The organism is Holdemania sp. 1001095H_141210_F2, from assembly GCF_015558105.1.
Taxonomy (GTDB): Bacteria; Bacillota_I; Bacilli_A; order Erysipelotrichales; family Erysipelotrichaceae; genus Holdemania.
Genome location: NZ_JADNPO010000013.1, coordinates 52,330 through 79,275, shown reverse-complemented (window position 1 = coordinate 79,275; position 26,946 = coordinate 52,330). Strand labels below are relative to the sequence as shown.

The window sequence follows — 26,946 nt, the reverse complement described above, 5'->3', positions numbered from 1 at the left end:
CTGCGTCTTTCTTGTTTCGGTTTTTCTCTCACCAACACTATTTTTGAAAGAGCCAGAATATTATATCCTAACTTCTGATACTCTCGATGAGATACTAAGATTAACTGAACATCACCTGTATGATTTCTTCTCAATCTCAATATTTTATACTCATCTAATTCTATATCGAGTAGGATACTTTATTCCTACTTCTATAATACGAAAAGCGCTGTCCCATCCAGCAAGAAGTGTCAGCGCTCATCTGTCCAACGCCACCGTAAACGGTAGCTCATGACGGGTGCCGCCTTTCAGCAACACCTTACACCTTTAGTATAGACATTCCTGACGGAATTTCAACTCTTTTCTCTTCTTTCTGAGTTAATTGAGCTTCTGAGTCATCAATCCCAGAATCACAGCTCCATTTATTTTTCATTACGCCTGCCTTTAAAATCCGCCGCTTAAAATAAAAACGCGAAGAGAACTTTCCCTCCGCGCTGAAATCCAAATACGATGCGCCGATCAGGCGTCTTCATCCTCGTCCGCCGCCGGCTCCTGAACCGCAGGCGTCAGATCGTCCTCCGCCATGCTTTCCAGCTGATTCAGGTTTTCGACCATGATCGACAGATAATCCTTATTATCCTCGCGCTGATCCGCCGATAAACTCGACAGATTGCTCAAATCCACCCGCTGCAGGTTCAGCTCAGCCGAAAGCTGATCGAACAAAGCGAGCATATCCTCCGTCATGTTCGGTTCATATGCGATATACTTCACGTTGTCCTCCACGATCTTGGTCTTGATGATATCCAGCTGCTTTTCATTCGGCAGCACACCGTATTTTGACAGAATCACCGGATAGACCTGAATGCCGTACGTCTTCTGCCAGTTGCCGAAGCTGGCGGTCATCGAAACGAATTTAATCGTTTTCTTCTCATTTTTCAGCGTGCTGGACAGACTTTGATATTCGGCGTCCAGACGCACCAGCTCGCTTTCCAGCTGGCTGTAATTTTCTTCAAAGTAGCGGCTTTCCTCGACGTAATTCTCGCACAGCCAGTCGCGGATTTCCTTCGCCATGCTCGTCATCGCGATCGGATCCATCCACAACGCCAGATCCTTTTCATTCACGTCGATCGAATCGAAGGCGTCGCCCTTGTAATACGCGCTTTCGACAAACTGCTCGACATCGTTGGCGATGACGCGGGTATAACGTTTAAACGAATAAATCGAATTATTGACGGACAAATCCTTGACCGCCGCCGAACTGGCCGAACGGATTTCCGGCAGCACAAGCTGGAAATACGGCTCAAGCTGGCCGATGTGCAGCACTAAATCGGCGTCCTTGACGCGTTCTTTCAAATCGCCGGCCGCCGTCGCGCGCTGGACGATCATATCGTCCTGCAGACTTTGGATCTCAATCCGGTCCCCGCCGATCTTTTCCAGCAGATATCCTAACGGATAAACCGTATATACTACCTTTTTCTTATCGGTTGCGCAGCCGGTTAAAGAGGTCAGCAGCAAGCCCAGAAGAACTAGAAGAGTAATTTTCTTTCGCATGGATGTTCCTCGCTTCCTTTTAGGATTATAGCATATTCCGGCCTTGAAAAAAACCCTCTTTCCGACAGCCTTTCCTCGTCTGAACTCCCTGTTTAAATCAACCAGCTACGCGGTTGGGATGGAAGCGGCTCGACCTTGCCAAAGCGCCGCGCCAGCCATTGTTTTTCATCAAGCAGTCCCCCCGGCTCCAGGATGACGTTATGCCGCTGGCGGTATAAATCCTGCTTACGATGCAGCTTTAACGGATGGGAACAGGGATGGATCAGGCGGTACAGGTAGAAATGCTCAGCCTGATACGCCCGCTGGCGCCAGCTGATCAGGTTGACGGCAAACAGAAACCCGAACACCCCGAGCGTCATCGGATTGCAATTCATCAATCTGACAAATACCAGCGGAATCAGCAGCGCCGATAAACTATACGTCAGCGCCTGAGCCGTTTGATACGGCAGAACGCAATGCCACAGCGACTGCACGATCCGTCCGCCGTCCAGCGGATACAGCGGCAGCACGTTAAACAGAAAAACCGACCGATTGATATCCAGCACCCAGTCAAGCATGACCGGCGATATCCAGCCCAGTTTTGCCAATCCCCCATAAAGCAAGGGAATGACGCCATGCATCGCCAGCCCGCCGGCCAGAATCACCAGTTCCTCCCACGCATCCCTATCGCCGAAATGCTCCAGCGTCAGCGCCAGCCCGAATGGCAGGATCGACAGCTGGCGAATCGGATAATGGAAAAACCACGCCCAGAACGCATGACCGCTTTCATGCAGCGCCAGAATGAAGAAAATGTGGCCGAGCGGCACAACGGCGTGAGAAAAAAAAGCCAGGGCTGCCACCAGGATGGTAAAACCGCTGACTTTGATTTTAACCGGCATCGCCCATCGCCCGCTCCAGTGTAACCGGCTGGCCTTGTTCGCTGAATTCCAGATAGACCGCATCCTGCACCGCGCCCAGAACCGCGCCCTTTAAAATCCGGTCGTTGAGATGGATCTGGACCTGCTGCAGCGCGCCATAGGTCACCAGCACGCCGTTATCCTGCTTCACCATGACAATCGCTCCGCTCTCCTGTTCGCCGATGTATAAGACGACGCCCTCAGCGATGCTCTGCACCTGATTGCCGGAAGCGGGTTTATAATAATGATCCTGAATCAGCTCATAGCTGACCGCCGCCGCGACCGGCTGATCCTTGCCAAACCACTTTTCAAACGGCAGCCAGGCTGATAAAGACTTTAAATGCAGCTTTTCTGAAAGCACTTCGATCTGTTGAAGGACAGGTTCAGGATCCACCCAATGCTGCTTCTCGTTGATCATCCAGCCTAAACCCAGACTGGCCCCAACCATCGCCAGCATGGCCAGACCGTAAATAAGGGTAAATAACGGACTTCCCGGCCCTTCATAGGCGCGCGGACCCGGCGCTTTGCGGCGGGCGGATATGCGTTTTCTGATATGTTTGATCTCACTCATGGCTGATCTCCTCCCCTGATACTACTGTATGCGGACAGGCAAAAGAAAAAGAACGGCGAACCGTTCTTTATTCGTCTTCTGAAGGCAGCGGGTCATAGCGCTCATTGCGGAAACGCACGAGGTTGACGATCACCCGCAGGCTCATAAATACCGGGATCGAGATCATGATCCCGATTGGTCCCAGCAGCATCCCGCCCGCAAACACACACAGCAGCGTCCACAGCGGCGGTACTTGCGAACTGCGGGAATGCACGATCGGCGCGATGATGTAGGCATCGACCATCGACAGCACGCAGATCCCGCCGATTAAGATCAACACCTTCGGCAGCGGTAAGGTGAGCGAAGTCAAAATCCCGATAAAGTTGGCGACTGTCGCGCCGAAATACGGCACGATCAACCCGATGGAGGTCAGAAGCGCGACCGTGACCGCACTCTTATGCCCGATCAGCATGTACAGCAGCGAATATTCGATAAACTTGATCGCCATCAGCATCAGCAGCGAATGCAGATAACCGCTGATTTCCGCGTTCACCGCGCTCAGATAGATCGGCAGTTCCTTGTCAATCGTGCGCGCCAAGCTGAAAATCGTCTTGCGGATCTTCTCAAAGTCAAACAGCACATATACCGAAATGATAAACGCGAACACCGCGTTGGTCAGAAATGAAAGCACCTTGGAAATCAGCTGCGGCAGCAGCGCCGAAAAGTTCGGCAGCCAGCTTTTCGTATCGTTGAGCAGCGTCGTGATCTGCTGGAAAATCCCCGCGACTAAGATGTTCGGCGCGTTTTCATTCATTTCCACATATTGTTGATAGAGCCAGTTCAAGCCGGAAATCATCGAGTTGATCAGCTCGGTCGTCTTGTCGTAGACCATCGGCACGACCATCATCAAGATCCCGATCAACAAAGTAAGCATCCCCAGGCAGACCAGCGGAATCGCAATCCTGCGCGACACGCCCTTCTTCTGCAGAAATTCAATAAACGGATGAACGACATAGGCGATCCCAAACCCGACTAAAAACGGCGTCAGAATCAGCCGCAGCGTCGTCAGCCAGCTCATCCAGACATTCGAGGTCAGGGAAAGGAAGTACAGGATCAGCAGGATCAGCAGAACCTTCAACAAGTTCTTCAGCGACAGCTGTTCTTTAAAATAAGCGTTCATTTTATGCAGCCACCCCATCGGACATCCCTCCCCTGCGTATCTTTATTTTATCATTATCAGGTTCAAAAGAAAACCGAAACAACCGGCTGTGAATCCAAACAAGGATCCCCGAGAAAAAAGGAAAGGACAAAAGAAACAAGATCTTCTGTCCTGATCCGCAGAAATAAGTTAATGCGTTCGGTTTATACTAACGAGGTTCCCCCGTCGACGATAATACGCTGGCCAGTAACATAGCTGGATGCGTCGCTGGAGAAAAACAGGACCGGTCCGCTGACTTCTCCATGCCGGCCCGGACGTCCCATCGGACACTGGGCGCTGTAGCCTTGTAAGAAGGCTTCCGATTTGAACAGCGTGTTCTGCGTCATCTCCGACTCAAACAATCCCGGACAGACAGCGTTGACTGTGATGTTGAACTGCCCGTAGGAACAAGCCATGCCCAGTGTCAAACCGAGCACCGCCGCCTTGGAGGTATTGTAGGCATGACGGATAAACATGTCGTTTTTGTCGCCGATCAAAGCGTTGACCGAGCTGATGTTGACGATCTTGCCATAATTCTGTGCTTTCATGTGCGGAATCACATATTTGCTCATCATGTACATCCCCTTGACGTTGATGTTCATCGAGCGGTCCCAGTCTTCCTGACTCAGCGTTTCAACTCCGCCGCGGACGGCGACCCCGGCGTTATTGAGCAGGATGTCGATGCGGCCGAAATGTTCGATCACGGTCTTGACGGCTTTTTCAATACTGGCTTCGTCGGTGACGTCGCAGCCGACCGGCAACGCATCAATCCCTTTCGCCCGTAATTCCTCGGCTAAGGCTTCCAGCTTATCCTGACGGCGCGCCAATAACGCCACATTGGCTCCTGCTTCGGCATAAGCTCTGGCCGAATCCGCGCCCAAGCCGCTGGACGCGCCGGTGACGACGGCGATTTTTCCTGTTAAATCAAACATCAGTAAACCCTCCTTCCGGACTTTTCAGTCCTCTTGTAACTTCAGTATAACAGGAATTTCCGGATTTGATTCAGGCAGTTATTAAAATCTTTCGTAATTTCACAAGTTAATTGATGGACAATGTAAAAACCGGTATTTTTTGCAAATACCGGTGAATGAAATGCCTTATTGCCCGCTTTTCAGCGCCCGCATTGAGTTGAGAATCGCCAGCAGCGTCACGCCCACGTCGGCGAACACGCCCATTCCCATGTTGCTTTTCCCAAACAGCGTCAGAATCAGGACGCCGATTTTAATCGCCAGAGAGAACACGATATTCTGGCGCAGAATCGCGTGGGTCTTGCGGGATATCTGAATTGCTCTCGCCAGCGCTGCCGGATCGTCCTTCATCAGCACGATATCCGCCGCTTCGATCGCTGCATCGCTGCCGACGCCGCCCATCGCAACCCCCAGATCCGCCCGGGCCAGCACCGGCGCGTCGTTGATGCCATCGCCGACAAACGCCAGCTTTTTTCCTTCCGGCTGCGCCGCCAGAAGCTTTTCAACCTGTTCAACCTTATCCTGCGGCAACAGCTGCGCATAGACGGTATCAATTCCAATCTGGCCGGCAACTGCTTCGGCAACGCTGCGGTTGTCCCCTGTCAGCATGACGGTGTTGCGGATGCCCGCCTGTTTCAGTTGGCGGATTGCAGCCTTGCTTGTGCCCTTGATTACGTCGCTGATCCCCAGCCAGCCCAGATATTCGCTCTCCCGGGCTACATGGATGATCGTACCGATCTCATCGGCCGGCGGGCAATCGATTCCGTGCGCCTGCATCAATTTCTCGTTGCCAAGCGCCAGCTTCCGGCCGTTGACTTCCACCTCGACGCCCTGGCCTGAGATTTCCTGATAATGGCGGATTTTCTGATTGTCAATCGGTTTGCCATAGGCTGCGACAATCGAACGGGCGATCGGATGAGTGGAATAGGCTTCGCCATACGCCGCCAATTCCAATAACGCGTCCGCTTCGGCATGGACCGGCTGAATCCGGGTAACGCTGAACTTGCCCTCGGTCAGCGTTCCGGTCTTGTCAAAGACGACAGTATCGACGTCTTTTAAAATTTCTAAGAAATTGCCGCCCTTCACCAGAATTCCCTGCCGGCTGGCGCCGCCGATGCCGGCGAACAGGCCCAGCGGAATCGAGATGACCAGTGCACATGGACAGGATACGACCAGGAAAGTCAGCGCCCGGTACAGCCAGACGTCAAACGATCCCATCTGAAGCAGAAACGGCGGAATGATCGCGACCAGAATTGCCGCCACGACGACCGTCGGCGTATAAACCCGGGCAAACTTGGTGATGAAACGCTCGATCGGTGCTTTTTTGGAACTGGCGTTCTCAACCAGTTCCAGAATCCGCGATACCGTCGATTCGCCGAATTCTTTGGTGACTTTTACCTGCACGACGCCACTGAGGTTGACCATGCCGGCCAGAATTTCTTCGCCTTTCCGCGCATCCCGCGGCAGACTTTCGCCAGTCAGCGCGCTGGTATCCAGCGACGTTGTGCCTTCGGTCAGAATACCGTCCAGCGGCACCCGCTCGCCCGGCTTAATCAGAATGGTTTCCCCGATCGCTACGGATTCCGGATCCACCCGCAGTTCTTTTCCTTCCCGCAGTACCGTCGCATAGTCGGCGCGGATATTCATCAGCGAACCGATTGATTTGCGCGAGCGGTTGACGGCGTAGGACTGGAACAGCTCGCCGATCTGATAGAACAACATAACCGCGACGCCTTCCACGTAATCGCCGATCGCAAACGCTCCGATCGTCGCCACGCTCATCAAGAAGGTTTCGTCAAACCATTCACCCTGAAAAACGTTGCGGATCGCATTGTAAACGACTTCCCCGCCGATCAGCAGGAAGCTGATCAGGAAAATCAAAACGACATAGTTTTGTTCCTGCAAGAAAATCCCGGCGATCAAAAACACGATGCCCGCCAACAGCCTGGCGTTCTGCCGGAAGAAGCCCGGCTGAGCCGCTTCCGGTTCCGCATTTTTCGCGCCTGCCTTCATTTCCACGACGTCGACTTCCGGCTCCAGTTTCTTAACAACCTCCGCAATCGCAGCGATCAGCTCCGTCCGGTTCACGGACGGCTTGGCATCGACAAGCAGCGTCTGTGTAGAAAAGGTGACCGAGGCTTCCTGCACCTGCGGCAGGACATTCACCGCCCGCTCGATCTTCGCTGCACAGTTCGCGCAGTCCAGACCGGCTAAGCGCAGTTTCAGCTCACCTTTCATTGTCGAATGATCGACTTCCGGCAAGGCTTCATGATTGTGACCACAGCCGCATTCTTCCTCTCCATGATGATGTTCGCGGTCTTCGCCACAGTCACAATGTTTGTGGTGATGTTCGTGATCATGACCACAGCCGCATTCTTCCTCTCCATGATGATGTTCGCGGTCTTCGCCACAGTCACAATGTTTGTGGTGATGTTCGTGATCATGACCACAGCCGCATTCTTCCTCTCCATGATGATGCTCGTGGTCTTCACCGCAGTCACAATGTTTGTGGTGATGTTCATATTTCTGACTTTCAGACGGCAGCGAACTGTGCGGCGCCGCTTCTTTTTTATCCGTCACTTCCACGATGCGGATATCCGGCTCGACCTTCTTCACAGCCTGAATGATCTGTTCTTTTCTGGATTCGCCTTCAAATTCAACAATCATCTTTTTGTGAACAAAATCGACGGTGACCTCGTTCAATCCCTTGATTCTGCCGACCTGACGCTCCACCTTCATCGCACAATTCGGGCAATCCAGTTCCGGCAGCGCATATACTTCTGTTTTCATAGTTTTTTCCTCCAGCTAAAATGTTGGATGTTCCGATCATGGAACAGGGCTGATGAAAACCCAACAGAAATTCCGTTATATATGAATATATGTTCATATGTTTTCTGTTCACATTATAGACTACTCCTATTCTGTTGTAAATAGGAAAAATTATTTTTTGTTATTTTTTTGCTTTCTTTATTTCCCGATGCTTTTTATCTCTGAGACAAAGTAAAAAAGACCGCCGCGGCGATCTTTAACCAAACAATTTCTGGATGATGTTTTTCTCTTTGAATTTCGGCAGCGCTGCTTTCTCGCCCAACAGCCGCTGAGCGATCACGGTGTAGCATTGCGAAGTGATCGTACTGCGCTTGAACGCCATCGGCACGCCGCGGTTGTTGCAGGCGATCAGATTTTCATCCTCATAAACTAACCCGATCACTTCCAACCCCAGCCAGTCCGCCGCTTCCTTGACGCTTAGCGAAATGCCTTTTTCAATGTAACGGGGATTGACGCGGTTCATCACCAGCCGGATCGTCGTCTTGCCTTCTTTTAACAGAATTCCAATCACGCGGTCGCTGTCCTGCAGAGCTGCGATATCCAGCTGCACGACGACTAACGCTTCGTCCGCGCAGCACATTGCATATTGGAAGCCGCGCTCAATCCCGGCCGGCGAGTCCAACAGGATAAAATCGAACTGATCCTGCAGCTGATCGATCACCGTCGTCAGATCTTCCAGCTTTAACCGGCCGATATTGACCGTCCGGCAGGCCGCCATGAGAAAAAGATTTTCACAGCGCTTGTCCTGGATCATCGCCCGGCTCAGGGGACAGCGGCCTTCGACCGCATCCTTCAAGTCATAGAACACGCGGTTTTCCAAGCCCATCATCACGTCCAGATTTTTCAAGCCCAGATCCATGTCGATCATACATACTTTTTTGCCTAATGACGCCAGCGCGATGCCGAGGTTGGCGCAGACCGTCGTTTTGCCGACGCCGCCCTTGCCGCTGGTGATCATGATTACCCTTGCCACACTTCTTCCTCCTTCAAACTCAGACTCATGCATCTCTGATTCTCATAATACACACAGACTTTCGCGAAATTTGTCAGAATCTGCCAGTCGCTGTCTGAAATCTTGACGCGGGCATGATCCAGTCCCATCGCGATCAGCTGGCAGGCGGGATCGAGCAGGCGGATCTGCCCGGCAACTGTGCCCAGGACGATCAACGGCCCGCCGCCGCGCATTTCGATCTGAATCGGCTGGCGCACATCGTGAAGCAATACGGCCGCACCTTCCAACTGAATCACCTCGCCCGCCCGCAGCGGTTCGCGGATCACGGTCAAATCACCTGAGACTTCCGGTTTTTTCTGAACATAGAGTCCCCGGCAGACGCAGCCGGTCGCCTGCAGGATCTCAAACAACTGTTTCAGCCGCTCCGCGCCCGGATCGCTGTCAAAAAAAACTTCGGCCGGATGACCGTCGCGGGTCTTCAGCAGCCGAAGCTTGGCCTCCAGCTCGACGGCCTGATCCTGCCATTGACGGCAGTCCATGCGAATCGTGAGTCCGGAGTTTTGTCCGATTATTTTAACTGTTCCCATCTGAGCTTCTCCCCTTTTCTGCGGATTGACTCCCGCCGAATCTGCAGGGTCTGCCGCTGATCATTCATCCAGATCACAAGCAGGATCGGCGCCAGATTGCCGACAAGCGTCGTTACCAGACGCTTGCTCAGCCATGTCATCAGCGACATCGCCGACAGATTGCTTGCGGTCATATAGAAGTATATCAGAAGCTCTTTGACGAAAATGATCGAAAGTAAGAGAATCATCAGCTCTAATAACGAAGAACTGATATGCTTGCTCCAAATATGAATCAGAAACGCGCACGCCATGCACACCAGCGAGCTGAGCATGAAGTGATCGGCGTTGAGAAAATCAAAAACCATCCCTGCCACAAACGCCATGAACAGCGAATCCAGAAGATTTTTCTGCCGCACCGTCAGCATCAGCGCACAAAAGCCCATGCACGGAATAAAAACTGAATGAATCAACGCGAAATCAAATGGGAACAGCGCCGTGAGGATCATGTCGGCAACTAAGCAAATTCCGATGAAAGCCGCTTCGTAAATCATTGCGAAGCCCCCTGGCGGCGGACGACGCAGACATAGTTAAACGATTGAAAATCCGCAGCCGGCCGGACGTAAATATTCATGCCGACCGCATTGCTCAGCTCCTCGACCTTACTGACCGTGCCGACAAGCAAGCCGGAAGGAAAGACGCCGCCCATACCGCTGGTTACGACGCGCATCTCTTCCGTAACGGTCGCGCCGGAAGTCAACAGCTGCATCACAAAAGCCTGTTCGTTGCTGTCATATTTCACCAAAATGGCATCGACCGTTTTCCCTTCGTCGATCTCAATCTTTACAGACACCTTATTCAGACCGTCTTCCGCAGTGATCAGCTTCACCGTCGAAGTGTGTTCGTTAACCTTCGTTACCTTGCCGACCAATCCCTTCGGCGTGATCACGGCATAGTTTAGCCCGACCCCGTCGGCGCTGCCGACGTCGATCGTCAACAGGTTGTTCCAGGCTTCCTGAGTGCGCGAAAGCACGGTCGAGGGAATCAGATCGTAATCCGAAACGATCGTTTTCAAGTCCGCGATCTGTTTCAGCTCCTCGATCTGCCGCTCGGCTTCCGCCAGCTGCCCCTGCAGCGAAGAGATCTGATCGACCTGGGTGCGAAGCAGGTCGTTTTCCTGACGGACCTGCCACAGCCGTGAGAATGAGGTAAAGAAATCCGTCACCGTCGTGACCGGATAATCAATCAACGAATATTTAAGCATGGAAAAGACGTTATACCCCTGCCGGCTGATTTCACTGAACGGGGTCGTTACGCTGACGACGTTTAAAATTAACGACAAGGACAGCGAAATGCCAATCAGCCAAAGCAGTATTTTTTGAAAACGATTCAGTTTCATTTTATCACCTGCGTCTATTATACGGTGATTGCCCCCGAACTTCAATCTAATAATCCATGGGCGCGGAAGCTGAAATACTGCGTGGTTCCGACGATTAAATGATCCAGCAGCTCGATTCCGATCAGCTCGCCGGTTTCTTTTAAGCGCTGGGTAATGATCCGGTCGGCCATGCTTGGGGTCAGATCCTGCGACGGGTGATTGTGTACAACCAACACACGGCAGGCCGAGGCCAGCAGCGCTTCCTTAAACACCTCGCGGGGATGGACGATGCTGGCGTCCAGCGTACCTTTGAACAACAGCCGGTGCTCTAAAATGTGGTTTTTCGCGTCGAGATAGATCGCTAAAAAGTGCTCCTGCTGCTTGCCGCCGATTTCCCGTCCCAGCCAGGCCATCAGCGCCTCCGGATTGGAAACGACGTCGATATCGCGGGTTTGTTCCTCGCTGATCCGCCGCGCCAGCTCAAAACACGCTAAAATCTCCAGACCGCGGACCTGGCTGATGCCTTTGATCTGCGTCAGCTCTTTGAGCGTCAGCCGGGACAGACCGCTGACGCCCTGACTGCGCTGAAGCAGCTGGTCGGCGATCATCAGACTGGACGCTCCCGGCACGCCGCTGCGTAAAATCAGCGCCAGAATTTCCTTGTTGGAACAGTGTTCAATTCCCTGCTGCAGCGCTTTTTCGCGCGGCCGTTCCTCACAGGGCATTTCTCTTACGGTTGTGATGTACATCCCTCCAATACCGATGCGGTCTGACCTTGGCTTAGCTGCTGCCGTTGAGTTTCGTTGAGCGAACAGGCGCGTTCCATCCATTCGTAATCCAGATCGATCATCCGCTGGCGGCACTGGCGGGTGACTTCCGGATCGAGACTGACGCCGACGGCGACGATCTGGTATTCACCGCGCGTATAGGTCACGGGCGTAAATCCGTCCTGTTCTAAAAACGCTGTCAGCTCACGCACGGAGCTTTCCTGCGCGAACACCCCGGCCTGAATCCAGCTCAGCGACGATGATCCCTGATCGTCGGAAATCACCGGCGCCGCCGATTCCGGCTGCGTGCCGGGCGTGACGGTGACCTCCAGCGAATCCTCGGGCGCCGAGCTTGTTTCACTGATCCGCGCAAACAATCCGAAATACAGAACGCAGAAGCCCAGCGACAACAAGACGGCCATCATGGTTACAATCGAACTTTTTTTCATTTGGCTTCACCTCTGGTATCAGCCTATGAGAAACATGACCGGTTCAGTCAGACCGCTCACTTACAATATTCGCTGAAAATTCGATTTTGCCTGCCTCAAATACGAAAAAAAGGAGATTTTTTCCTATTTTTCTCCTTTTTCCGTCTTTTCTTTCTGAAACAAGCTTGTTTTTAAGGCTTCCGGGTCGGCGGACGCCGCCAGCGCCAGCGTGATGATCTGCGCCAGCAGCGGTTCGATTTTCTCCGGTTTGCCCTGGTGATCGTCAAACTGAACCTGTTCGATCAGTTCCGCGCTGGTCACGGCCAGTTGTTTGATCGCACTATACCGTTCCATGCGCGCGCTCCTTTTCGTTCCGTTCTAAAATCATCGCCACGGCCTGAGCGAACGCGCCTTCCTCGCAGCTCCCCAATACGTGATCGACCTGTTTTTTAACCGCCTCCACGGCATTGGACGGCGCAAACGACAAGCCGGCTTCCGCCAACATTTCCCGATCGTTGTTGCCATCGCCGATCGCCGCCAGCGCCTGCAGCGGAATACCGTGACGACCGCACAGCTGCTTCAGCGCCAGCGCCTTGTGCACGCCTTGCGGTGTAACGTCGAGAAACCCCGGGCCGGAGCGCGTCAGGGTCACATCCTTCAGGACGGCGCGGGCCTGGAATTCAATGTCATCCAGCTGCTGCGGATCGCCGGTCAATCCCGCCATACACGCCGGTTTTGTCATGTAGGAAAAGAAATCGGAACCGACGACGAGAAAATCAATTCCGACGACAGTGCGGTCGCTGTCTAATGAAGCATCGTAGCCGTCGGCGACCATCAGATCTTCCTGCTGCACCGCCAGCGTCACGCCTGGATGCGCGTCGGAAAACTGCTTCAGCGTTTTTATTTGCTCGAGGGTTAAGCTGTGCAGCACCGTGCGGATACCGCGGCGGCAGTCGATCAGCTCCGCCCCGGCGGAGGCAATGATCATTCCGCCTTTTTCCCGCATATCCAACTGCGCTTCCAGCTTACGCACCCCGGCATAAATCCGCGCCGTCGCGAGAACCAGTTCGACGCCCTGACTGCGCAGCGTATCCGCCGCCTTCAGATTCACCTCAGGAATCGCGTAGGTTTGATGAGAAAATAAAGTATGGTCAATATCAGACGCTAACATTCGGATCATAGACTTCGCTCCTTGCTTCACAGGTTTTGCCCGTCTGTCCTTAGGACAGGGTCATTCAACCGCAACTCTGCTTTTCACTATATCATAAAATTCCGCCGGCGCGAAGCCCTGCACTTCCCTCAAATGTAAAAAATCCTGAAGCTTTAATCAAAGCAGTCAGGATTTCTTGATTCTGTTTTAGGCAACGATCTCGCCGTTGATCAGAACCGTGCGGACCGTCGTGAACATTGCCAGCGGATCGCCGTCGGTGATGACGATATCCGCGTCCTTGCCGACCTCTAACGAACCCACCCGGTCGGCGATGCCCAGATGCTTCGCCGGATTGATCGTGATCGCTTTCAGCGCTTCGGTGTGATCCATCCCGGATTTAACCGCCAGTCCCGCCGACATCGCCAGATATTTTAGCGGCACGATCGGGGCGTCCGTCACGATCGAAACCTGCAGCCCGGCCTTGCTTAAAACGCCCGGAGTCGTAAACGTCATGTTGCGGATTTCAAACTTGCTGTTGGCGTGCAGGTTTGGCCCGACAGCCAGCGGTACGTTGGCCGCCTGCAGCTGCGGCAGGATGAACTGACCTTCTGTCACATGTTCCAGCGTCAGCTTCAAATCGAATTCCTTCGCGATCCGGATTGCCGTGCAGATATCGTCTGCCCGGTGAGCGTGCGCTTTGAGCGGCAGCTGTTTGCGCACGACCGGCAGCATCGCGTCCAGCTTCATGTCGAAAGCCGGGCGTTTGCTCGGATCCTGACGGGCCTCGCTGAGTTTCATTGAATATTCGTTCGCTTTAAACAACAGCTCGCGCAGCTTCGCCGCCGTCGCCATCCGGGTGTTGTTGTTTTTGCCCTGGTAGCAGCGCTTCGGATTTTCGCCGAAAGCGCACTTCATCGCGACAGCTTCCTTGACGATCATCTCGTCGACGCAGGTGCCGACGGTCTTCACAGCCGCAAACGTCCCGCCGACCACATTCGCGCTGCCCGGCCCGGTGCCGATTGTCGTGACGCCGGCTGCGGCCGCCTCCTTAAACGAAGGATCGAACGGATTGATCGCGTCAATCCCGCGCAGCTGCGGCGTGATCGGATCGGTCGATTCGTTGGTGTCGTTGCCCTCGAAGCCGATTCCGTCTTCATACAAACCGATGTGGCAATGGCAGTCGATAAACCCAGGGTACACCTGCAGGCCTGTCGCGTCGATGATCTCGCAGCCTTCCGGAACTGTTAGGTGTTCCCCGATCGCCGCGATTTTTCCATTATCAATTAAGATATCCGCAATGACCGGACCTTCGCCAGCCATCGTGGTAACCAGTCCATTTTGAACTAACCGCATGTCTTACGCCACGACCTTTCCGTCGATGATGACGATTTCCGGCTGTGCCGAAACCTCAAAGCAACTGCCTTCCATGACCAGAATGTCCGCATCCTTGCCGATTTCCAGCGAACCGACGCGATCCTCAATGCCGATATGCTTGGCGGCGTTGATTGTGATCGCTTTTAACGCATCCCACTCCTTCATGCCGGATTTGATCGCCAGACCGGCGCACAGCGGCAGATACTGCTGCGGAATTACCGGCGAATCGGTGATAATTGAAACCTGGCAGCCGGCGTTCGCCAGTATTCCCGGAGTTTCAAACGTTTTGTTGCGCAGCTCAAATTTGCTCGCATGGGTCAACGACGGTCCGACCGCCATCGGCACCGGTTCGTCCTTCAGCTCGTCGACAATCAGATGCCCTTCCGTTACATGTTCCAGCGTGATCTTCACATTGAATTCCTGCGCGATCCGCAGCGCCGTGAAAATATCGTTGGCCTGATGCGCGTGGGCCTTCAGCGGCAGCTCGCCATGCAGCACCGGCCGCAGCGCTTCCAGCTTCATATCGTAAGCCGGCAGCTTGCTTTCATCGCTGCCCGCGGCCAGCACCTTGCGGTCGTATTCTCTGGCCTTCAAAAGCATTTCGCGCAGCTTGGACGCGGTCGACATCCGGGAATAGTTATTCTTATCTTTATAACAACGCTTCGGGTTCTCGCCAAACGCGCATTTCATCGCGACTTCCTTTTTGACGATCATCTTATCGACGCGCTTGCCGACTGTCTTGATCGCCGTAAACGTACCGCCCAGCACATTCGCGCTGCCCGGTCCGGTGCAGACGGTTGTGATGCCGGCCAGCGCCGCTTCACGGAACGTCGGATCCATCGGATTGATGCCGTCGATCGCGCGCAGCTGCGGCGTCAGAATATCTGTCATCTCATTGCAGTCGTCGCCCTCAAAACCGATCCCGGAGCCATCCAGGCCGATATGGCAATGCGCCTCGACAAAGCCTGGATAAACATTTTTATCCGTCGCGTCGACGATCTCGCAATCCTGCGGCACGATCAGATTTCGACCGATCGCCGTGATTTTGCCCTTGTCTGCCAAGATGTCCGCAATATACGGTTCTTCATGAACCGCGTCGTGCACCCATCCATTTTTAATACAAATCATAGTTCACCCTCATTTCTTTCAATAGGTTCATTATACAAAATTTTACAAAAAATGAAAGTGATAAAGGCAGAATTTCATCACTTTCATTTCATTTACATTCAATACAAAGAAACTCAAAGTTTACTTCCTTTCGATCTCACACCACGTTTCCAATTCCGGATTAACGATTTCCCAAAGATCGTTCCAACGCGTGGGTAAACAGCTCCAGAAAGCGCAGAACGTCAACGTCGATCGCCATCTGATGATCCTTCTGTGAGTCGTTGAGCCGCGTCAGATCAGCGACGGTCCGGCCCCGTCCGGCGGCCTCTTCCAGCTCGACCTTGAGGTTGACCGGCAGCGTTGTCATCAGATCCGGATGCAGCGCGGCGGCTGCGGCCAGCGGATCGTGGAGCGGACAGCCGGCCAGACGGCGCTTATCAGTTTTGTAATAGTCGAGATAAAACTGCATCAGCCCGCCGATTAATTCCGAAGCCGGCGTCTTCAAGGCGCGCAGATGATCAATATGCGCCTGATCATACAGCGTCTTCAGCGTCACGTCCAGTCCCACCAGCACCAACGGCAGCCCGCTGGCAAAAACCTCGGCCGCCGCTTCCGGATCGACGCGGACATTGGCTTCCGCAAACGGTGTTTCATTCCCGGCCACCGTCAGCGCCCCGGCCATGCAGACAACCCGGCCAATCCGGTTTTTGAATTCCGGCTCCCGGCGCAGCACCTCCGCCAGCGTCGTCAGAGGACCGGCCGTCAACAGCGTCAGTTCCGCTCCATACTGCCGGGCGGCTTCCAGAATAAATTCCACAGCCGGCTGAGGCCGGACAAGATCCGGATCCGGTTCAATCAGCGCTTTGCCAAATCCATATTCGCCATGCACAACCCGGCACATCGGTGTCGGCGCAAAGTCGGTTTGGGTCAGGGGATGAACCGGTCCTGCATAAACCGGAATATCGGTTCGGCCCAGCGCTTTTAACAAGGTTTCCGTATTTTCCAATGCCTGCTTTTGAAACACATTGCCATAGGTGCAGGTCACGCCGATCACCTCTGCTGCCGGATCGCCCAGCGCATAACTCAGCGCCAGCGCGTCGTCGATGCCGGTATCCAAATCCAAAATTATTTTCATAACGGATCCTCCTTGTTTTCCTGGTTTCATTTTAAGCCCGTTTGTGCCTGACCGCAAGTTCTAGCTGAATTTCCTTTTCCGGCCAGATCGTTTTCCTTTCTGCCCAATCCGGATTCACTGCGTTCCCATCAAGAAAACGCCGGCGGCAGCCGGCGTTGATCATCTTCCTTGATTCCTGATTTTAGAACGAAAGCATCTTCATGCCGTTTTGTTTCTTCGGCTTGTGATCGTCATCTTCTTCATCCTGATCCTGCGGCAGGACGCTGACCTTCACCTCGATCACCTTACGGGCGTCAGTCTGCGTCACTGTGACGACCAGATTTTTATATGTGAATGATTCGCCGACCTTCGGAATCCGTTCCAGCTCATGGATAACCCAGCCGCTGACGGTGATAAAGTCGTAATCTTCCTCATCTTCCAGACCAAAGAATTCAAACATATCGTCCAGATCCATGTCGCACTCGATCAGATACGTGTTCGGATCCAGTTCCTTGTAATACTCCTTGACCTGATCGTGTTCATCGTAAATTTCACCGACCAGTTCTTCCAGAATATCTTCCAGCGTGATGATGCCGGCGGTCCCGCCGTACTCGTCCAGCACGACCGCCATATGAGTTTTGGAGCTTTGCAGCTGTTTGAGCAGCGTGGATATCTTGACGTGCGGGCTGGTATATAACAACGTCTGGGTAATTGATTTGAACGTGCCCATGTGGTTGTAGTATAAATTGTAGAAATCCTTTTCGTGAATGACTCCGACGATATTGTCAATCGAGTTTTCATAGACCGGCAGACGCGAAAAATTGTTGTTGCGGAACATCAGCTCGATCTCATCCAGCGAATCCGTAACATCGACCGCAACCACGTCGACCCGCGGCGTTAAGATATCCTTGACGTCCAGATCGTTGAATTCAATCGCGGCGCAGATCAAATCGCTTTCATGGGCTTCCAGATCCCCTTCGTTCTGTGCTTCCTCAACGATGGTCAACAGTTCCTCCTGCGTCATCGAATCGTCGTTTTCAACTTTAAACAACATCGAAAGCAGCTTCTTCCACAAGCTGAACAGGAAGTTGATCGGGGTTAAGAGCGTCTGGATAAACCCGATCACCCCCGCAACCGCCATCGCAAACTTCTCCGGCGTTTCCTTCGCAATGCTTTTCGGTGAAATCTCGCCGAAAATTAAGATCACGACCGTCATGACCGCGGTCGACAGACTGACTCCGGCGTCGCCGAAGCCCAAATTCTGCACGAACAAAACCGTCGCCAGCGACGAAGCCAGAATATTGACCACGTTGTTGCCGACCAGAATCGTGGATAACAACCGGTCGTAGCCGTCCGCCAGCTCCAGCGCTTTCTGCGCCTTGCGGCTGCCGGCCGAAGCCATATTTTTTAATTTTATTTTATTGATACTGGAATACGCCGTTTCAGTCGCCGAGAAAAAACTCGAGCAAAAGACCAGAATGGCTAAAATTCCAATCAGCGTCATCGTATTACTCATCTTACCTCTCTCCTTTTTTATCCTTCTGATTTATTTCTGATTTCACTCTCAGAATCGGATAACATGATATCGGATGAACATTCTGATCCTTGACAGTTTCATCCAAATCGGAGATGGCAGGTGCCCTGACTTAACCGTGGGGTGGGGCAAATCGTCCAACGAAAACACATCCTTTCATTTCAATTCACACTATGAGCTTTGCGTCTCTCATAATGACACAGCAGGGTTGCCGCCTTGGATCCGCGAAAGGGATCCGATCAGTCTCATTTCAGCGGCGGCGCCCTTCGTGCGTCGCTGCCATTCAGTCTGCTTCAGCGCTTCATCCGCCCACTTATGGCAATGAAATTTTCCTCACTGATTTTTTGAATTATAGCATGAACTGTTTCCCGGCGCAATGGTCCTGGCATTCAAAATAATGAAAAAGCCTTTATCTGCGCGCTTTTCAAACAATTTACGAAGTTGTTTTCGAGTTAATCATCCATACGCAGAACAATCCGGAAGATCGCAGTTTGCCCATTTCTTCATAAATCCTTTATTTTTCTTTACGAAGTCTTAAAGGATGAAACGCCGGAATTGGGGTACAATAAAGACAAGAACAGGAGGGATACGCGATGGCGAAACATCGGCCGCTGAATTTGAAAAATCTGATGCTGGTACTGATCCCCAGTTGTCTGATTTTATTCATCATCTGCTACCTTCTGGGAAATTCTTACGGCTTCCTGCACCAGCTGTTCCACTTCTAAATTAGAACCACGGTTTGTCCTCCATGCGCACCGCACAATCTTCATAAAACGTTATAAAACGATGGGCTGCCCCATCGTTTTCAGTTTATTCCATGCGTTGGGCACGGTTGAACAAAAACAGGCCGATGACAAACATCACCGCAAGAATCGCAATCGCCCCATTGGCGCTGCCAGAGATCTGCGCTGTCAGACTGACCAAAGCTGTGCCCAGAAAGGCTGCGCCTTTGCCGCAGATGTCGAACAGGCCGAAGAATTCTCCGGCGTTTTCCGGCGGGATGATCTGCGCAAAATAGGAACGTGATAGCGCCTGGATGCCGCCCTGAAACAAGCCGACGCACACCGCCAGCACCCAGAATTCCCATTGCTTATCCAACTGAATCGCAAAGAGTGCAATGCCGGTATACGCGAAAATGCAGAGCTGGATCAATCTGGCGTTGTTGATCTTGCGGGCCAGCCAGGCAAACACCAGCGCGCTGGGAAACGCAACGATCTGCGTTACCAGTAACGCCACTAACAAGCCCTGAGTATCCAATCCCAAGGCGCTGCCATACGCGGTTGCCATGTCGATGATCGTATAGACGCCGTCGATGTAAAAGAAGAACGCGATCAGAAACAGAAAGATTTTCCGATGTCTGCGGATTTTGCGGAACGAATCGGCTAACCGCCGGAAGCTGCCGCGAAGCTTATCCTTCTGCACATCTTCAACATAGTATTTCTGCTTGTAGTTTTTTAACAGCGGCAGCGTGCAGCCCAGCCACCACAGGGCGTTGATCACAAACGCCAGAATCATCGCCGTCATGATCGTCATCGAAAACTGTTCGTAAAACAGCACAAAGACCAGACTGATCACAAACGGAATGCAGCTGCCGATATAACCCCACGCATAACCATGCGAGGACACCCGATCCATCCGCTCGGGCGTCGTGACGTCCGAAAGCATCGAATCGTAAAAGATCAGGCTGGCGGAATAGCCGACCTTGGCCACGATGTACAGAATCAAAAATACTCGCCATGAGGTCGGAATCCACAACGCCGCCAGCGCGCACACGCCGACCATCACGCACAGTGCGAATATTTTCTTCTTGAGGCCCTGATAATCGGCCAGCGTGCCCAGCACCGGTCCGCTCAGCGCCACGATCAGCGTTGAAACGGAAGCGGCATAACCCCAGTACGCCAGATAATCGACTTCCGCAATCCCCGCGCTCTGGCAGAGAGAATTGAAGTAGATCGGCATAATCGTCGCGACTAACAGAATAAACGCGGAATTGCCGACGTCGTATAAAATCCATTGTTTCTCCAAGGCTGTGAGTTTCTTATTTTCCATGTTGTCCCCCATTGTTCATCCTCTACTCGTAGTCTTCGTCATACCACGGATCCAGCGGTTTTTGAGTGTTCAGCGTCGCGACGTATTCGCGGATCAGACGCACGGACAGCACTGCGGCTTCGTCCATCCCCGCCATTCGCTGCTGGATAAAATCAGCGCAGCGCGGATTCGGCTCGCGGTTGATGATCAGGCCGCCTTCGCTCTTGCGGACTCCGACCAAGCCCATCACTCCGAGAATGAAATTGCGCTTTGCCGCGCCGGGAGCGACAAACAGATCCAGCAAGCCGGTCATCGTCTTGAGCGATTGTTCGATATCGCGCGGACGGACGTCAAAGAACGGCGCGATCACCTGGCAGCACGCGGGCGAAATCGTCAGATGCTCCGTCGAGCGGGTGCGCAGCGGATCCTTGCCCTGCGCGACCATCAGCGCCCGATCCCATTCCGACTCGATCTCGCTGTGGCTCAGCCCGGATTCTTCCTGAAACGCAAAGATCGCCGGATGATTCAGGCTGTCCAGCACAAAGTGATTGATAAAGCCCAGAATATAGGCCAGCGCCGCCTCCGGATCCACGCTCTGACGGATCAGGGTGCGGGCGTGTTCAAAGAACGGACGGCCCGGTTCATGGTGCATCGCATAGCCTTGTTTTTTTATTGGCGCCTGACTTAAAGGTTTATAAAAGAAAAGCAGATCCGGTCCGTGCAGACCGATGTTGTAACAATCTAAATGTGAAATGATCCGTTCACGCAGCGCAGGCTCCAGCTGATCCAGAACCTGACGGCCGTAAACGGCATGTGTATAAGTTGCTGGCATACTTCTCCCCCTGACATTTTTCGACCTTATTATATCATGGATCCCCGGCCGGCACTGTTTCTTTTCTGTCAATTATGGCAGAAATCGAACATCTGATTGAGATCTGACGACACAACAGCAGAATTTGCGTTTTCTTCAAGTTGACATTCAGCCTGATCTGTTTGTCGTACTCCCGAAGTTTTCCTGTTCCGCCGGCGGCAGAAATGCTACAATGAAGCCAAACAAAGAAAGGAGCGCAGAATGAGCATTTCGTTATTTGATTTTCTGCAGCAGCTGACCCACAGCCTGCCGTTATTGATCACCGTGATCTTAACGATCGGCGTAATTCTGGTCAACGGCTGGACGGACGCGCCCAATGCGATCGCAACCTGTGTATCGACCCGTTCGATGTCGGCCCGCAGCGCCGTGCTGATGGCGGCATTCTTCAATTTTCTGGGCGTGCTGTTTATGACGATGGTCAACGCTACGGTCGCCGAAACAATTTACAACATCGCGGATTTCGGCTCCGATCCCCAACAGGCGCTCATCGCGCTGTGTGCGGCGTTGTTCGCGATTGTCAGCTGGGCGGTGCTGGCGTGGAAATATGGCATTCCGACCAGCGAAAGCCACGCCTTAATCGCCGGGCTGTCGGGGGCGGCGATCGCCCTGCACGGCGGTTTGGGCGGGATTAATGGATCAGAATGGATCAAGGTTCTTTACGGGCTGGTGCTCTCGACAATTCTGGGTTTCACGCTGGGCTGGCTGTGCGTGAAGCTGGTTGAAGCGCTGTGCCGCAAATTGGACCGGCGGCGCACGAATTCGTTTTTCCGCTATGCGCAGATCGGCGGCGGGGCGGCGATGGCGTTCATGCACGGAGCGCAGGACGGCCAGAAATTCATGGGTGTTTTCCTGCTGGGCGTCTTTCTCGCCAGGGGCAGGCGCATGTCGAATCCTTCGTGATCCCGCTGTGGCTGATGATTCTGTGTTCCGCCATCATGGGTTTAGGCACCAGTATCGGCGGTTACCGGATCATCAAATCCGTCGGCATGGACATGGTTCGTCTGGAAAAATATCAGGGCTTCGCAGCGGATACCGCGGCGGCGCTGTGCCTGTTGGTTTCCTCACTAACCGGTGTTCCGGTCAGCACGACCCACACCAAGACGACGGCGATCATGGGCGTCGGCGCGGCGCGGCGGCTGTCCAACGTCAACTGGGGCGTCGTCAGAGAAATGGTAATGACCTGGGTTCTGACCTTTCCAGGATGCGGATTGATCGGCTTTCTGATGGCGAAGTTGTTCTTTATTCTCTTTTAATGGAAGGAGTTGTTTATGGGCAAACAATTTGATTATTTCAACGCGTTTCTGGAAATGGGCCGGCATTCGTTAAGGGCTGGGGAGTTGTTGAAGGAAACGCTGGAAACGTATGACCCGGCTGTGCTCAAGGAGCGGATGGCACAAATTCATACTGTGGAACACAGTGCGGATACGCTGAAGCATCAGCTGACCGATCAGCTGATCCGCGAATTTCTGCCGCCGATTGAACGTGAGGACATCATGGAGCTGTCCGATGTGATCGACGATTTGACCGACGCGATCGAGGACGTTGTGATCCGGCTGTATATGTATAATATTCATCAAATCGACCCGCCGGCGCTGCAGTTCTGCGGCTTGATCATCGAGTGCATCCGCACGCTGCAGCAGGCGCTCGAAGAGTTCCGGCATTTCAAAAAATCCACGACGCTGGAAGATCTGATCCGCAGAGTTAACGAACTGGAGGAGAACGGCGACCGGCTGTATGCCGAAACGATGCACGAACTGTTCGCCACGCCGCAGGATCCGCTGGCAATCATGGTCTGGATGGAAATTTATGAACGGCTGGAAAAGTGCTGCGACCGATGCGAGGATGTGGCGAAGGCGTTGGGCCGCGCGGTGCTCAATAATTCATAGTCAAAAGACTCAGCTTCCATAACCTCTGGAAACTGAGCCTTTTTCTTTCTGTAATCTTATCCGTTATTATAAGGATCACCGGTGATGCGGCGTTTTTTCAATCGTGCACAGCCGGCGTAAAATCACAGATCTCAAACGATCCGGATTATTTCGCCTGCCACTGTATTTTTCCCTGACTGATCGTCATCCAGCTGCGGACATCCTTAAGCTTCTGCGGCGGCAGCGTAAACAAGTCCTGATCGCAGATCGTAAAGTCCGGCAGGGCCCCGACCTGAATTACGCCCTTGCGGCCTTCCTCAAAGCTTTGCCAGGCTGCGGTTTCAGTCATGCAGCGCAGCGCCGCTTTCAGAGAGAATCCCTCCTTTGGGCGGTAGCCGCTCGCTTCGGGATGGCGCAGATCCTTGCGCGTAACCGCACAGTACAGATTCGCAAATGGATTGAGATCCTCTACCGGACAATCCGTGCCGAACGAAACCGCCACGCCGCGCTCAGCTAATGAACGGAAGGCATAGGAAGTCTGCGCCAGTTCGTTTCCCACCCGCTGCGCGACGATATGTTGATCATAGTGAAGGAAGATCGGCTGAACCAGCGCCGCGGTATGCGTGGAGGCAAACCGGTCGATCAGCGCAGAATCGGTGATCTGGCAATGTACGATTCCATGCCGCAGCGGATTATCCGGACATGTCCGGTTCACGTGTTCAAACGTATCGAGCACCATTTCAATCGCCGCATCGCCGATCGCATGGCAGACGCATTGCAGTCCATGGGCATGCGCCAGTGACACCAGCGCGTCCAGCTGCACGCGGGTCATCGTCGCAATCCCCCGTGTCGATGGATCGTCGGCATACGGCTGACGCATCCAGGCTGTCCGCGCGCCCAACGAGCCGTCGGTCAACAATTTCAGCGGGCCGAACACCAGCACCTCGTCCGGCGGCGTTTGTTTCCTGATTTCCAGGTAACGCATTAATGATTCGGGATCGGTCAGCGTGCACTGCAGAACGACCCGCACCGGCATCCGGTCTTCCGCGCGCAGCTGGCGATAAGCCTCGAGCATCAGATCCAGGTTTTCACTGGTAATGTCATTGGAATGCACAGTCGTCAGCCCCGCCCGGGCCGCCGCGTCCAACGCCAGCGCCAACCGCTCCTTGATCTGGTCCACCGTCAGCGGCGGATCCAGCGGCTTTAACAACAGCATTGCGTTTTCGCGGAAGATTCCGGTCGGACAGCCTTGCTCGTCAACGTCGATCTGACCGTCCTGCGGCTGAACGATCGCCCCGGTGAAGCCCAGCCGCTGCAAAGCGCATGTGTTTACACAGGCAATATGTCCGCAGGCCCGTGTCAAAACCACCGGCACGCGCGTGCTGATGCGATCCAGATCCGTGCGGTTTAAGATCCGGCCTTCCGCAAAATAATCATGATTCCAGCCTCGGCCATGGATCACGCTGAAATCCGGATGTGCCAGAATATAATCCCGGCTGAGGGCAACAACCTCCTCAATCGAGGCAGCATTCTGCAAGTCGATGTTCTGCAGCGTGCAGCCCTTGTTGTAACAATGCAGATGCGTGTCGCACAATCCCGGCAGGACCAGCCGGCCCTGCACGTCGATGACCTGATCACTCTTTTGGCACCGGGCTTTTACCTGCGCGTCGGTGCCGACCGCCAGAATTTGAGATGAGTCAAAGAGCACGGCACTGGCAAATTGATCGCCGCCCAGCCAGATTTTCGCATTTCGTAAAATCGTTCGCATTTTCTTTCTCCTTTTCGCTATCGTGAGAGCAGGTCATCGCAGAAAAAAATCAGCGGTTCCCCAACCTCTGATTCCAATTTCTTTCCTTCAAACAGGAATGCAGTGAGCCCCACCAAGAGTTGTTGGCGATTCTAAATCACTGATTGATAAGCCGATGTTTATCAATGAAGTAATGATACACAATCCTGTAAAAAAAGTCAATCATTCGTGTAAGAAGAAAGCGTCATAAATCAGACGCTCATTTAATTTCTTTCATTTTCTTACATTTTGTTTCATTCCGTCAATTCGAAGTTTTCGGATCCAGAATCTTTTCCGCAAATAACTGGAATTGCAGCCCGACGTGCGGCACCACTTCGCCCTGAGCGATCATGTCCAAAAACATCCCGCGCGTAACCTTGCGTGTCGCGACCACTTCTTCCGGCTGCAGCGACAGTTTTGCCGCGTCAAATTCCTGATCACAGCGATACAAATCGACAATCGCACGCCCCTTCACGACCGTGCCGATGTAGACCAGCGCTTCCGGGCTGCACCGCAAGCCAACTTCCTCGCGCAGTTCGCGGCAGGCGCCTTCCCGGCTTGTTTCGCCAGCCAGCACCGAACCGCCGGTCATTTCCCACAATAATCCATGGGGTTTATCAGGATGGCGCTGTGTCAGCAGCAGCTCCCCCTGCCGGTTCACCGTCCAGATTTCCACGACCAGATGATACTCGCCTTCCGCCATCGGTTCCCCGCGGCGATGTTGACGGCCAAGCTTTTGCCGATCCCAGGTATAGCAGTCCCACATTTCCATAATCGAAAACTCCTTTACTTTACCGTAAGCTGATTCTTGCCTTACCCTTTCGCAGCATACAAAGCTTCGTCAGCGTGGCGAAAGCATTGCAGCGCCGATTCGCCCGGCTGCTGGCGATGAATCCCCAGGCTGAGCGTCATCGGGAACTGCGGGAACAAGTCCATCATCCGCTGGCTGAACTGGTTCTGCAGCCGCCGCAGCATCACTTCCGGCTCCTCGCTTTGCGGCTGCTTCAGCACCAGACAAAATTCATCGCCGCCAAAGCGGTAGGCATGCATGAATTCCGGAGTTTCATTTAACAATTTTCCAACGTACCGCAGCACCTCATCGCCGGAAAGATGACCGAGCTGATCATTGATTTGTTTGAAATCATCAAGATCCAACAAGACGAGCGTGTAATCCCGCTCCGTTTCCAATTCTTCAAAGCAGCGGTTCAGCGCGATCCGGCTGCCGACTCCGGTCAGAGCGTCATGACTGACTTCCCGCTCTAACGAAATCCGCTCCGCATCCCTGCGCCGGCTGATCTGTTGACGGCGGCGCTGGAATTCCAGCAGCTCCCAACAGGCAGCCAGCGTACCTGCCTGCACCATCAGGCAGATCAGAATATCGCTGAAGTAATACGCGGTGACGATCTTGTCCGGATCCCAGGAAGGCATAAACGCGCTGAGAACACATAACGCCATCCCCGTTGCCGCAATCACGACCGTCAGCCGCTTGCGCTCATATAAGGTTGTCAGCAACGTCGGCAGCACAAACATCATATAAACAGAACTGAACGCCCCGTGGATGACCGTGATGACAAAACACAGTAGGGTCATCGTCAGCGACACAAGTCCATCCTTTTTCGTTTCTTCCCAATGCCGGGTATTGATCAGCCGCCGGCAGCCCAGCACCAGCGTTGCGTTGATCAATGTTGGAACCGCGATATAGCGAAGCAGATATTCCGGCACAGTGCAGCTGATCAATGCCGCGGCGTTCAAGACAAAAAACAATAGAATCTCCGCCGCAGCCGTTCCCGCCGCCAGCACCGCGCACACCCGCCAATGCAGATTCCGCCAGTACGTTGAAAGCTGGCGTTCCTGTTTCTCAATTTCCGACAGTATCTGTTTCTCTTCCACGCACAGCTTCCTCCTGTCTTTTGCTCTAAGTTTATCACACTCCACAGCCTGTTCTCAAGGAATTTCCAGCTTCCATCCCACTTCCCCTTCCGCTTCGATCCGCCGCTTCGGCTTTTTAGGCTTCGCCATGCGCTGCTTTCGCTGAAACGCCAGCCTTTTTCAGCATGA

27 protein-coding genes are annotated in these 26,946 nt (G+C 53.4%); 4 read left to right on the top strand and 23 right to left on the bottom strand.

Features of this window, described 5'->3' with window-relative positions; genetic code table 11:
• Positions 1 to 498: 498 nt before the first annotated feature.
• The 18 genes from I2G61_RS09700 to I2G61_RS09615 form a co-directional block, all read right to left on the bottom strand.
• Positions 499 to 1,530: a metal ABC transporter solute-binding protein, Zn/Mn family gene (locus I2G61_RS09700; RefSeq protein ID WP_072684238.1), complete on the bottom strand. Its 1,032-nt coding sequence runs from the start codon at positions 1,528 to 1,530 to the stop codon at positions 499 to 501.
• Between the two features lie 92 nt (positions 1,531 to 1,622).
• Complete coding sequence (locus I2G61_RS09695) at positions 1,623 to 2,408, bottom strand: site-2 protease family protein (RefSeq protein WP_072684237.1); 786 nt, start codon at positions 2,406 to 2,408, stop codon at positions 1,623 to 1,625.
• Positions 2,398 to 2,997 carry a peptidoglycan DD-metalloendopeptidase family protein gene (locus I2G61_RS09690; RefSeq protein WP_072684236.1) on the bottom strand — a complete coding sequence of 200 codons (600 nt, stop codon included), beginning with the start codon at positions 2,995 to 2,997 and terminating at the stop codon, positions 2,398 to 2,400. Before I2G61_RS09690 ends, I2G61_RS09695 begins: the two co-directional genes overlap by 11 nt.
• 67 nt (positions 2,998 to 3,064) lie before the next feature.
• On the bottom strand, positions 3,065 to 4,174 hold the full coding sequence (locus I2G61_RS09685; RefSeq protein ID WP_083538492.1) for an AI-2E family transporter: 1,110 nt from the start codon (positions 4,172 to 4,174) through the stop codon (positions 3,065 to 3,067).
• A 164-nt stretch (positions 4,175 to 4,338) separates the two neighbouring features.
• Positions 4,339 to 5,106 carry an SDR family NAD(P)-dependent oxidoreductase gene (locus I2G61_RS09680; RefSeq protein WP_072684235.1) on the bottom strand — a complete coding sequence of 256 codons (768 nt, stop codon included), beginning with the start codon at positions 5,104 to 5,106 and terminating at the stop codon, positions 4,339 to 4,341.
• Positions 5,107 to 5,271: 165 nt separating this feature from the next.
• On the bottom strand, positions 5,272 to 7,932 hold the full coding sequence (locus tag I2G61_RS09675; RefSeq protein WP_195548219.1) for a heavy metal translocating P-type ATPase: 2,661 nt from the start codon (positions 7,930 to 7,932) through the stop codon (positions 5,272 to 5,274).
• Between the two features lie 235 nt (positions 7,933 to 8,167).
• Positions 8,168 to 8,944 (bottom strand): septum site-determining protein MinD, encoded by a 777-nt coding sequence (gene minD, locus I2G61_RS09670; protein ID WP_072684233.1) that lies wholly within the window; start codon positions 8,942 to 8,944, stop codon positions 8,168 to 8,170.
• Positions 8,932 to 9,510, bottom strand: a complete 579-nt coding sequence (locus I2G61_RS09665; RefSeq protein WP_072684232.1) for a hypothetical protein — start codon at positions 9,508 to 9,510, stop codon at positions 8,932 to 8,934. Before I2G61_RS09665 ends, minD begins: the two co-directional genes overlap by 13 nt.
• The gene (locus I2G61_RS09660) at positions 9,492 to 10,040 is read right to left on the bottom strand and encodes a hypothetical protein (protein WP_072684231.1); all 549 of its coding nucleotides are present in this window, start codon (positions 10,038 to 10,040) and stop codon (positions 9,492 to 9,494) included. The genes I2G61_RS09665 and I2G61_RS09660 overlap by 19 nt, the downstream gene beginning before the upstream one ends.
• Positions 10,037 to 10,885 (bottom strand): rod shape-determining protein MreC, encoded by an 849-nt coding sequence (gene mreC / locus I2G61_RS09655; protein ID WP_072684230.1) that lies wholly within the window; start codon positions 10,883 to 10,885, stop codon positions 10,037 to 10,039. The genes I2G61_RS09660 and mreC overlap by 4 nt, the downstream gene beginning before the upstream one ends.
• Positions 10,886 to 10,926: 41 nt before the next feature.
• Positions 10,927 to 11,613 (bottom strand): DNA repair protein RadC, encoded by a 687-nt coding sequence (gene radC, locus I2G61_RS09650; protein WP_072684229.1) that lies wholly within the window; start codon positions 11,611 to 11,613, stop codon positions 10,927 to 10,929.
• On the bottom strand, positions 11,595 to 12,080 hold the full coding sequence (locus I2G61_RS09645) for a hypothetical protein (RefSeq protein WP_072684228.1): 486 nt from the start codon (positions 12,078 to 12,080) through the stop codon (positions 11,595 to 11,597). Before I2G61_RS09645 ends, radC begins: the two co-directional genes overlap by 19 nt.
• Positions 12,081 to 12,203: 123 nt before the next feature.
• Positions 12,204 to 12,413, bottom strand: a complete 210-nt coding sequence (locus tag I2G61_RS09640; RefSeq protein ID WP_072684227.1) for a hypothetical protein — start codon at positions 12,411 to 12,413, stop codon at positions 12,204 to 12,206.
• Positions 12,400 to 13,239 carry an HAD family hydrolase gene (locus I2G61_RS09635; protein WP_072684226.1) on the bottom strand — a complete coding sequence of 280 codons (840 nt, stop codon included), beginning with the start codon at positions 13,237 to 13,239 and terminating at the stop codon, positions 12,400 to 12,402. The genes I2G61_RS09640 and I2G61_RS09635 overlap by 14 nt, the downstream gene beginning before the upstream one ends.
• 177 nt (positions 13,240 to 13,416) lie before the next feature.
• On the bottom strand, positions 13,417 to 14,562 hold the full coding sequence (locus I2G61_RS09630; RefSeq protein ID WP_072684225.1) for an amidohydrolase: 1,146 nt from the start codon (positions 14,560 to 14,562) through the stop codon (positions 13,417 to 13,419).
• 3 nt (positions 14,563 to 14,565) lie between these two features.
• The gene (locus I2G61_RS09625) at positions 14,566 to 15,711 is read right to left on the bottom strand and encodes an amidohydrolase (RefSeq protein WP_072684224.1); all 1,146 of its coding nucleotides are present in this window, start codon (positions 15,709 to 15,711) and stop codon (positions 14,566 to 14,568) included.
• A 160-nt stretch (positions 15,712 to 15,871) separates the two neighbouring features.
• Positions 15,872 to 16,825 (bottom strand): nucleoside hydrolase, encoded by a 954-nt coding sequence (locus I2G61_RS09620; protein ID WP_195548218.1) that lies wholly within the window; start codon positions 16,823 to 16,825, stop codon positions 15,872 to 15,874.
• 181 nt (positions 16,826 to 17,006) lie between these two features.
• A complete protein-coding gene (locus tag I2G61_RS09615; RefSeq protein WP_195397032.1) occupies positions 17,007 to 18,320 on the bottom strand; it encodes an HlyC/CorC family transporter in 1,314 nt (437 codons plus the stop codon).
• A 611-nt stretch (positions 18,321 to 18,931) separates the two neighbouring features.
• Between I2G61_RS09615 and I2G61_RS16660 the strand changes: the two genes are divergently transcribed.
• A complete protein-coding gene (locus tag I2G61_RS16660) occupies positions 18,932 to 19,063 on the top strand; it encodes a hypothetical protein (RefSeq protein ID WP_255370395.1) in 132 nt (43 codons plus the stop codon).
• 85 nt (positions 19,064 to 19,148) lie between these two features.
• Here the strand turns inward: I2G61_RS16660 and I2G61_RS09610 are convergent, their stop codons facing one another.
• Positions 19,149 to 20,387, bottom strand: a complete 1,239-nt coding sequence (locus I2G61_RS09610) for an MFS transporter (RefSeq protein ID WP_072684557.1) — start codon at positions 20,385 to 20,387, stop codon at positions 19,149 to 19,151.
• Between the two features lie 22 nt (positions 20,388 to 20,409).
• Positions 20,410 to 21,198: a zinc dependent phospholipase C family protein gene (locus tag I2G61_RS09605; protein ID WP_072684221.1), complete on the bottom strand. Its 789-nt coding sequence runs from the start codon at positions 21,196 to 21,198 to the stop codon at positions 20,410 to 20,412.
• A 240-nt stretch (positions 21,199 to 21,438) separates the two neighbouring features.
• Here I2G61_RS09605 and I2G61_RS09600 point away from each other — a divergent pair, with 240 nt between their 5' ends.
• Genes I2G61_RS09600 through I2G61_RS09595 form a run of 3 tightly spaced genes read left to right on the top strand, consistent with a single transcriptional unit; the run spans position 21,439 to position 23,123 of the window.
• Entirely contained in the window at positions 21,439 to 22,137 is a 699-nt protein-coding gene (locus I2G61_RS09600) for an inorganic phosphate transporter (protein ID WP_200798779.1), read from the top strand.
• Positions 22,134 to 22,490 carry an inorganic phosphate transporter gene (locus I2G61_RS16490; protein ID WP_295769845.1) on the top strand — a complete coding sequence of 119 codons (357 nt, stop codon included), beginning with the start codon at positions 22,134 to 22,136 and terminating at the stop codon, positions 22,488 to 22,490. Before I2G61_RS09600 ends, I2G61_RS16490 begins: the two co-directional genes overlap by 4 nt.
• A 15-nt stretch (positions 22,491 to 22,505) precedes the next feature.
• On the top strand, positions 22,506 to 23,123 hold the full coding sequence (locus I2G61_RS09595; protein WP_072684220.1) for a DUF47 domain-containing protein: 618 nt from the start codon (positions 22,506 to 22,508) through the stop codon (positions 23,121 to 23,123).
• Between the two features lie 145 nt (positions 23,124 to 23,268).
• Here the strand turns inward: I2G61_RS09595 and I2G61_RS09590 are convergent, their stop codons facing one another.
• The 3 genes from I2G61_RS09590 to I2G61_RS16785 all read right to left on the bottom strand — a co-directional run bounded on the left by I2G61_RS09590 (position 23,269) and on the right by I2G61_RS16785 (position 26,778).
• Positions 23,269 to 24,870: an amidohydrolase gene (locus tag I2G61_RS09590; RefSeq protein ID WP_072684219.1), complete on the bottom strand. Its 1,602-nt coding sequence runs from the start codon at positions 24,868 to 24,870 to the stop codon at positions 23,269 to 23,271.
• Positions 24,871 to 25,150: 280 nt separating this feature from the next.
• Complete coding sequence (locus tag I2G61_RS09585) at positions 25,151 to 25,660, bottom strand: NUDIX domain-containing protein (RefSeq protein WP_072684218.1); 510 nt, start codon at positions 25,658 to 25,660, stop codon at positions 25,151 to 25,153.
• 41 nt (positions 25,661 to 25,701) lie between these two features.
• Positions 25,702 to 26,778 carry a GGDEF domain-containing protein gene (locus tag I2G61_RS16785; protein WP_072684217.1) on the bottom strand — a complete coding sequence of 359 codons (1,077 nt, stop codon included), beginning with the start codon at positions 26,776 to 26,778 and terminating at the stop codon, positions 25,702 to 25,704.
• Positions 26,779 to 26,946: the final 168 nt, after the last annotated feature.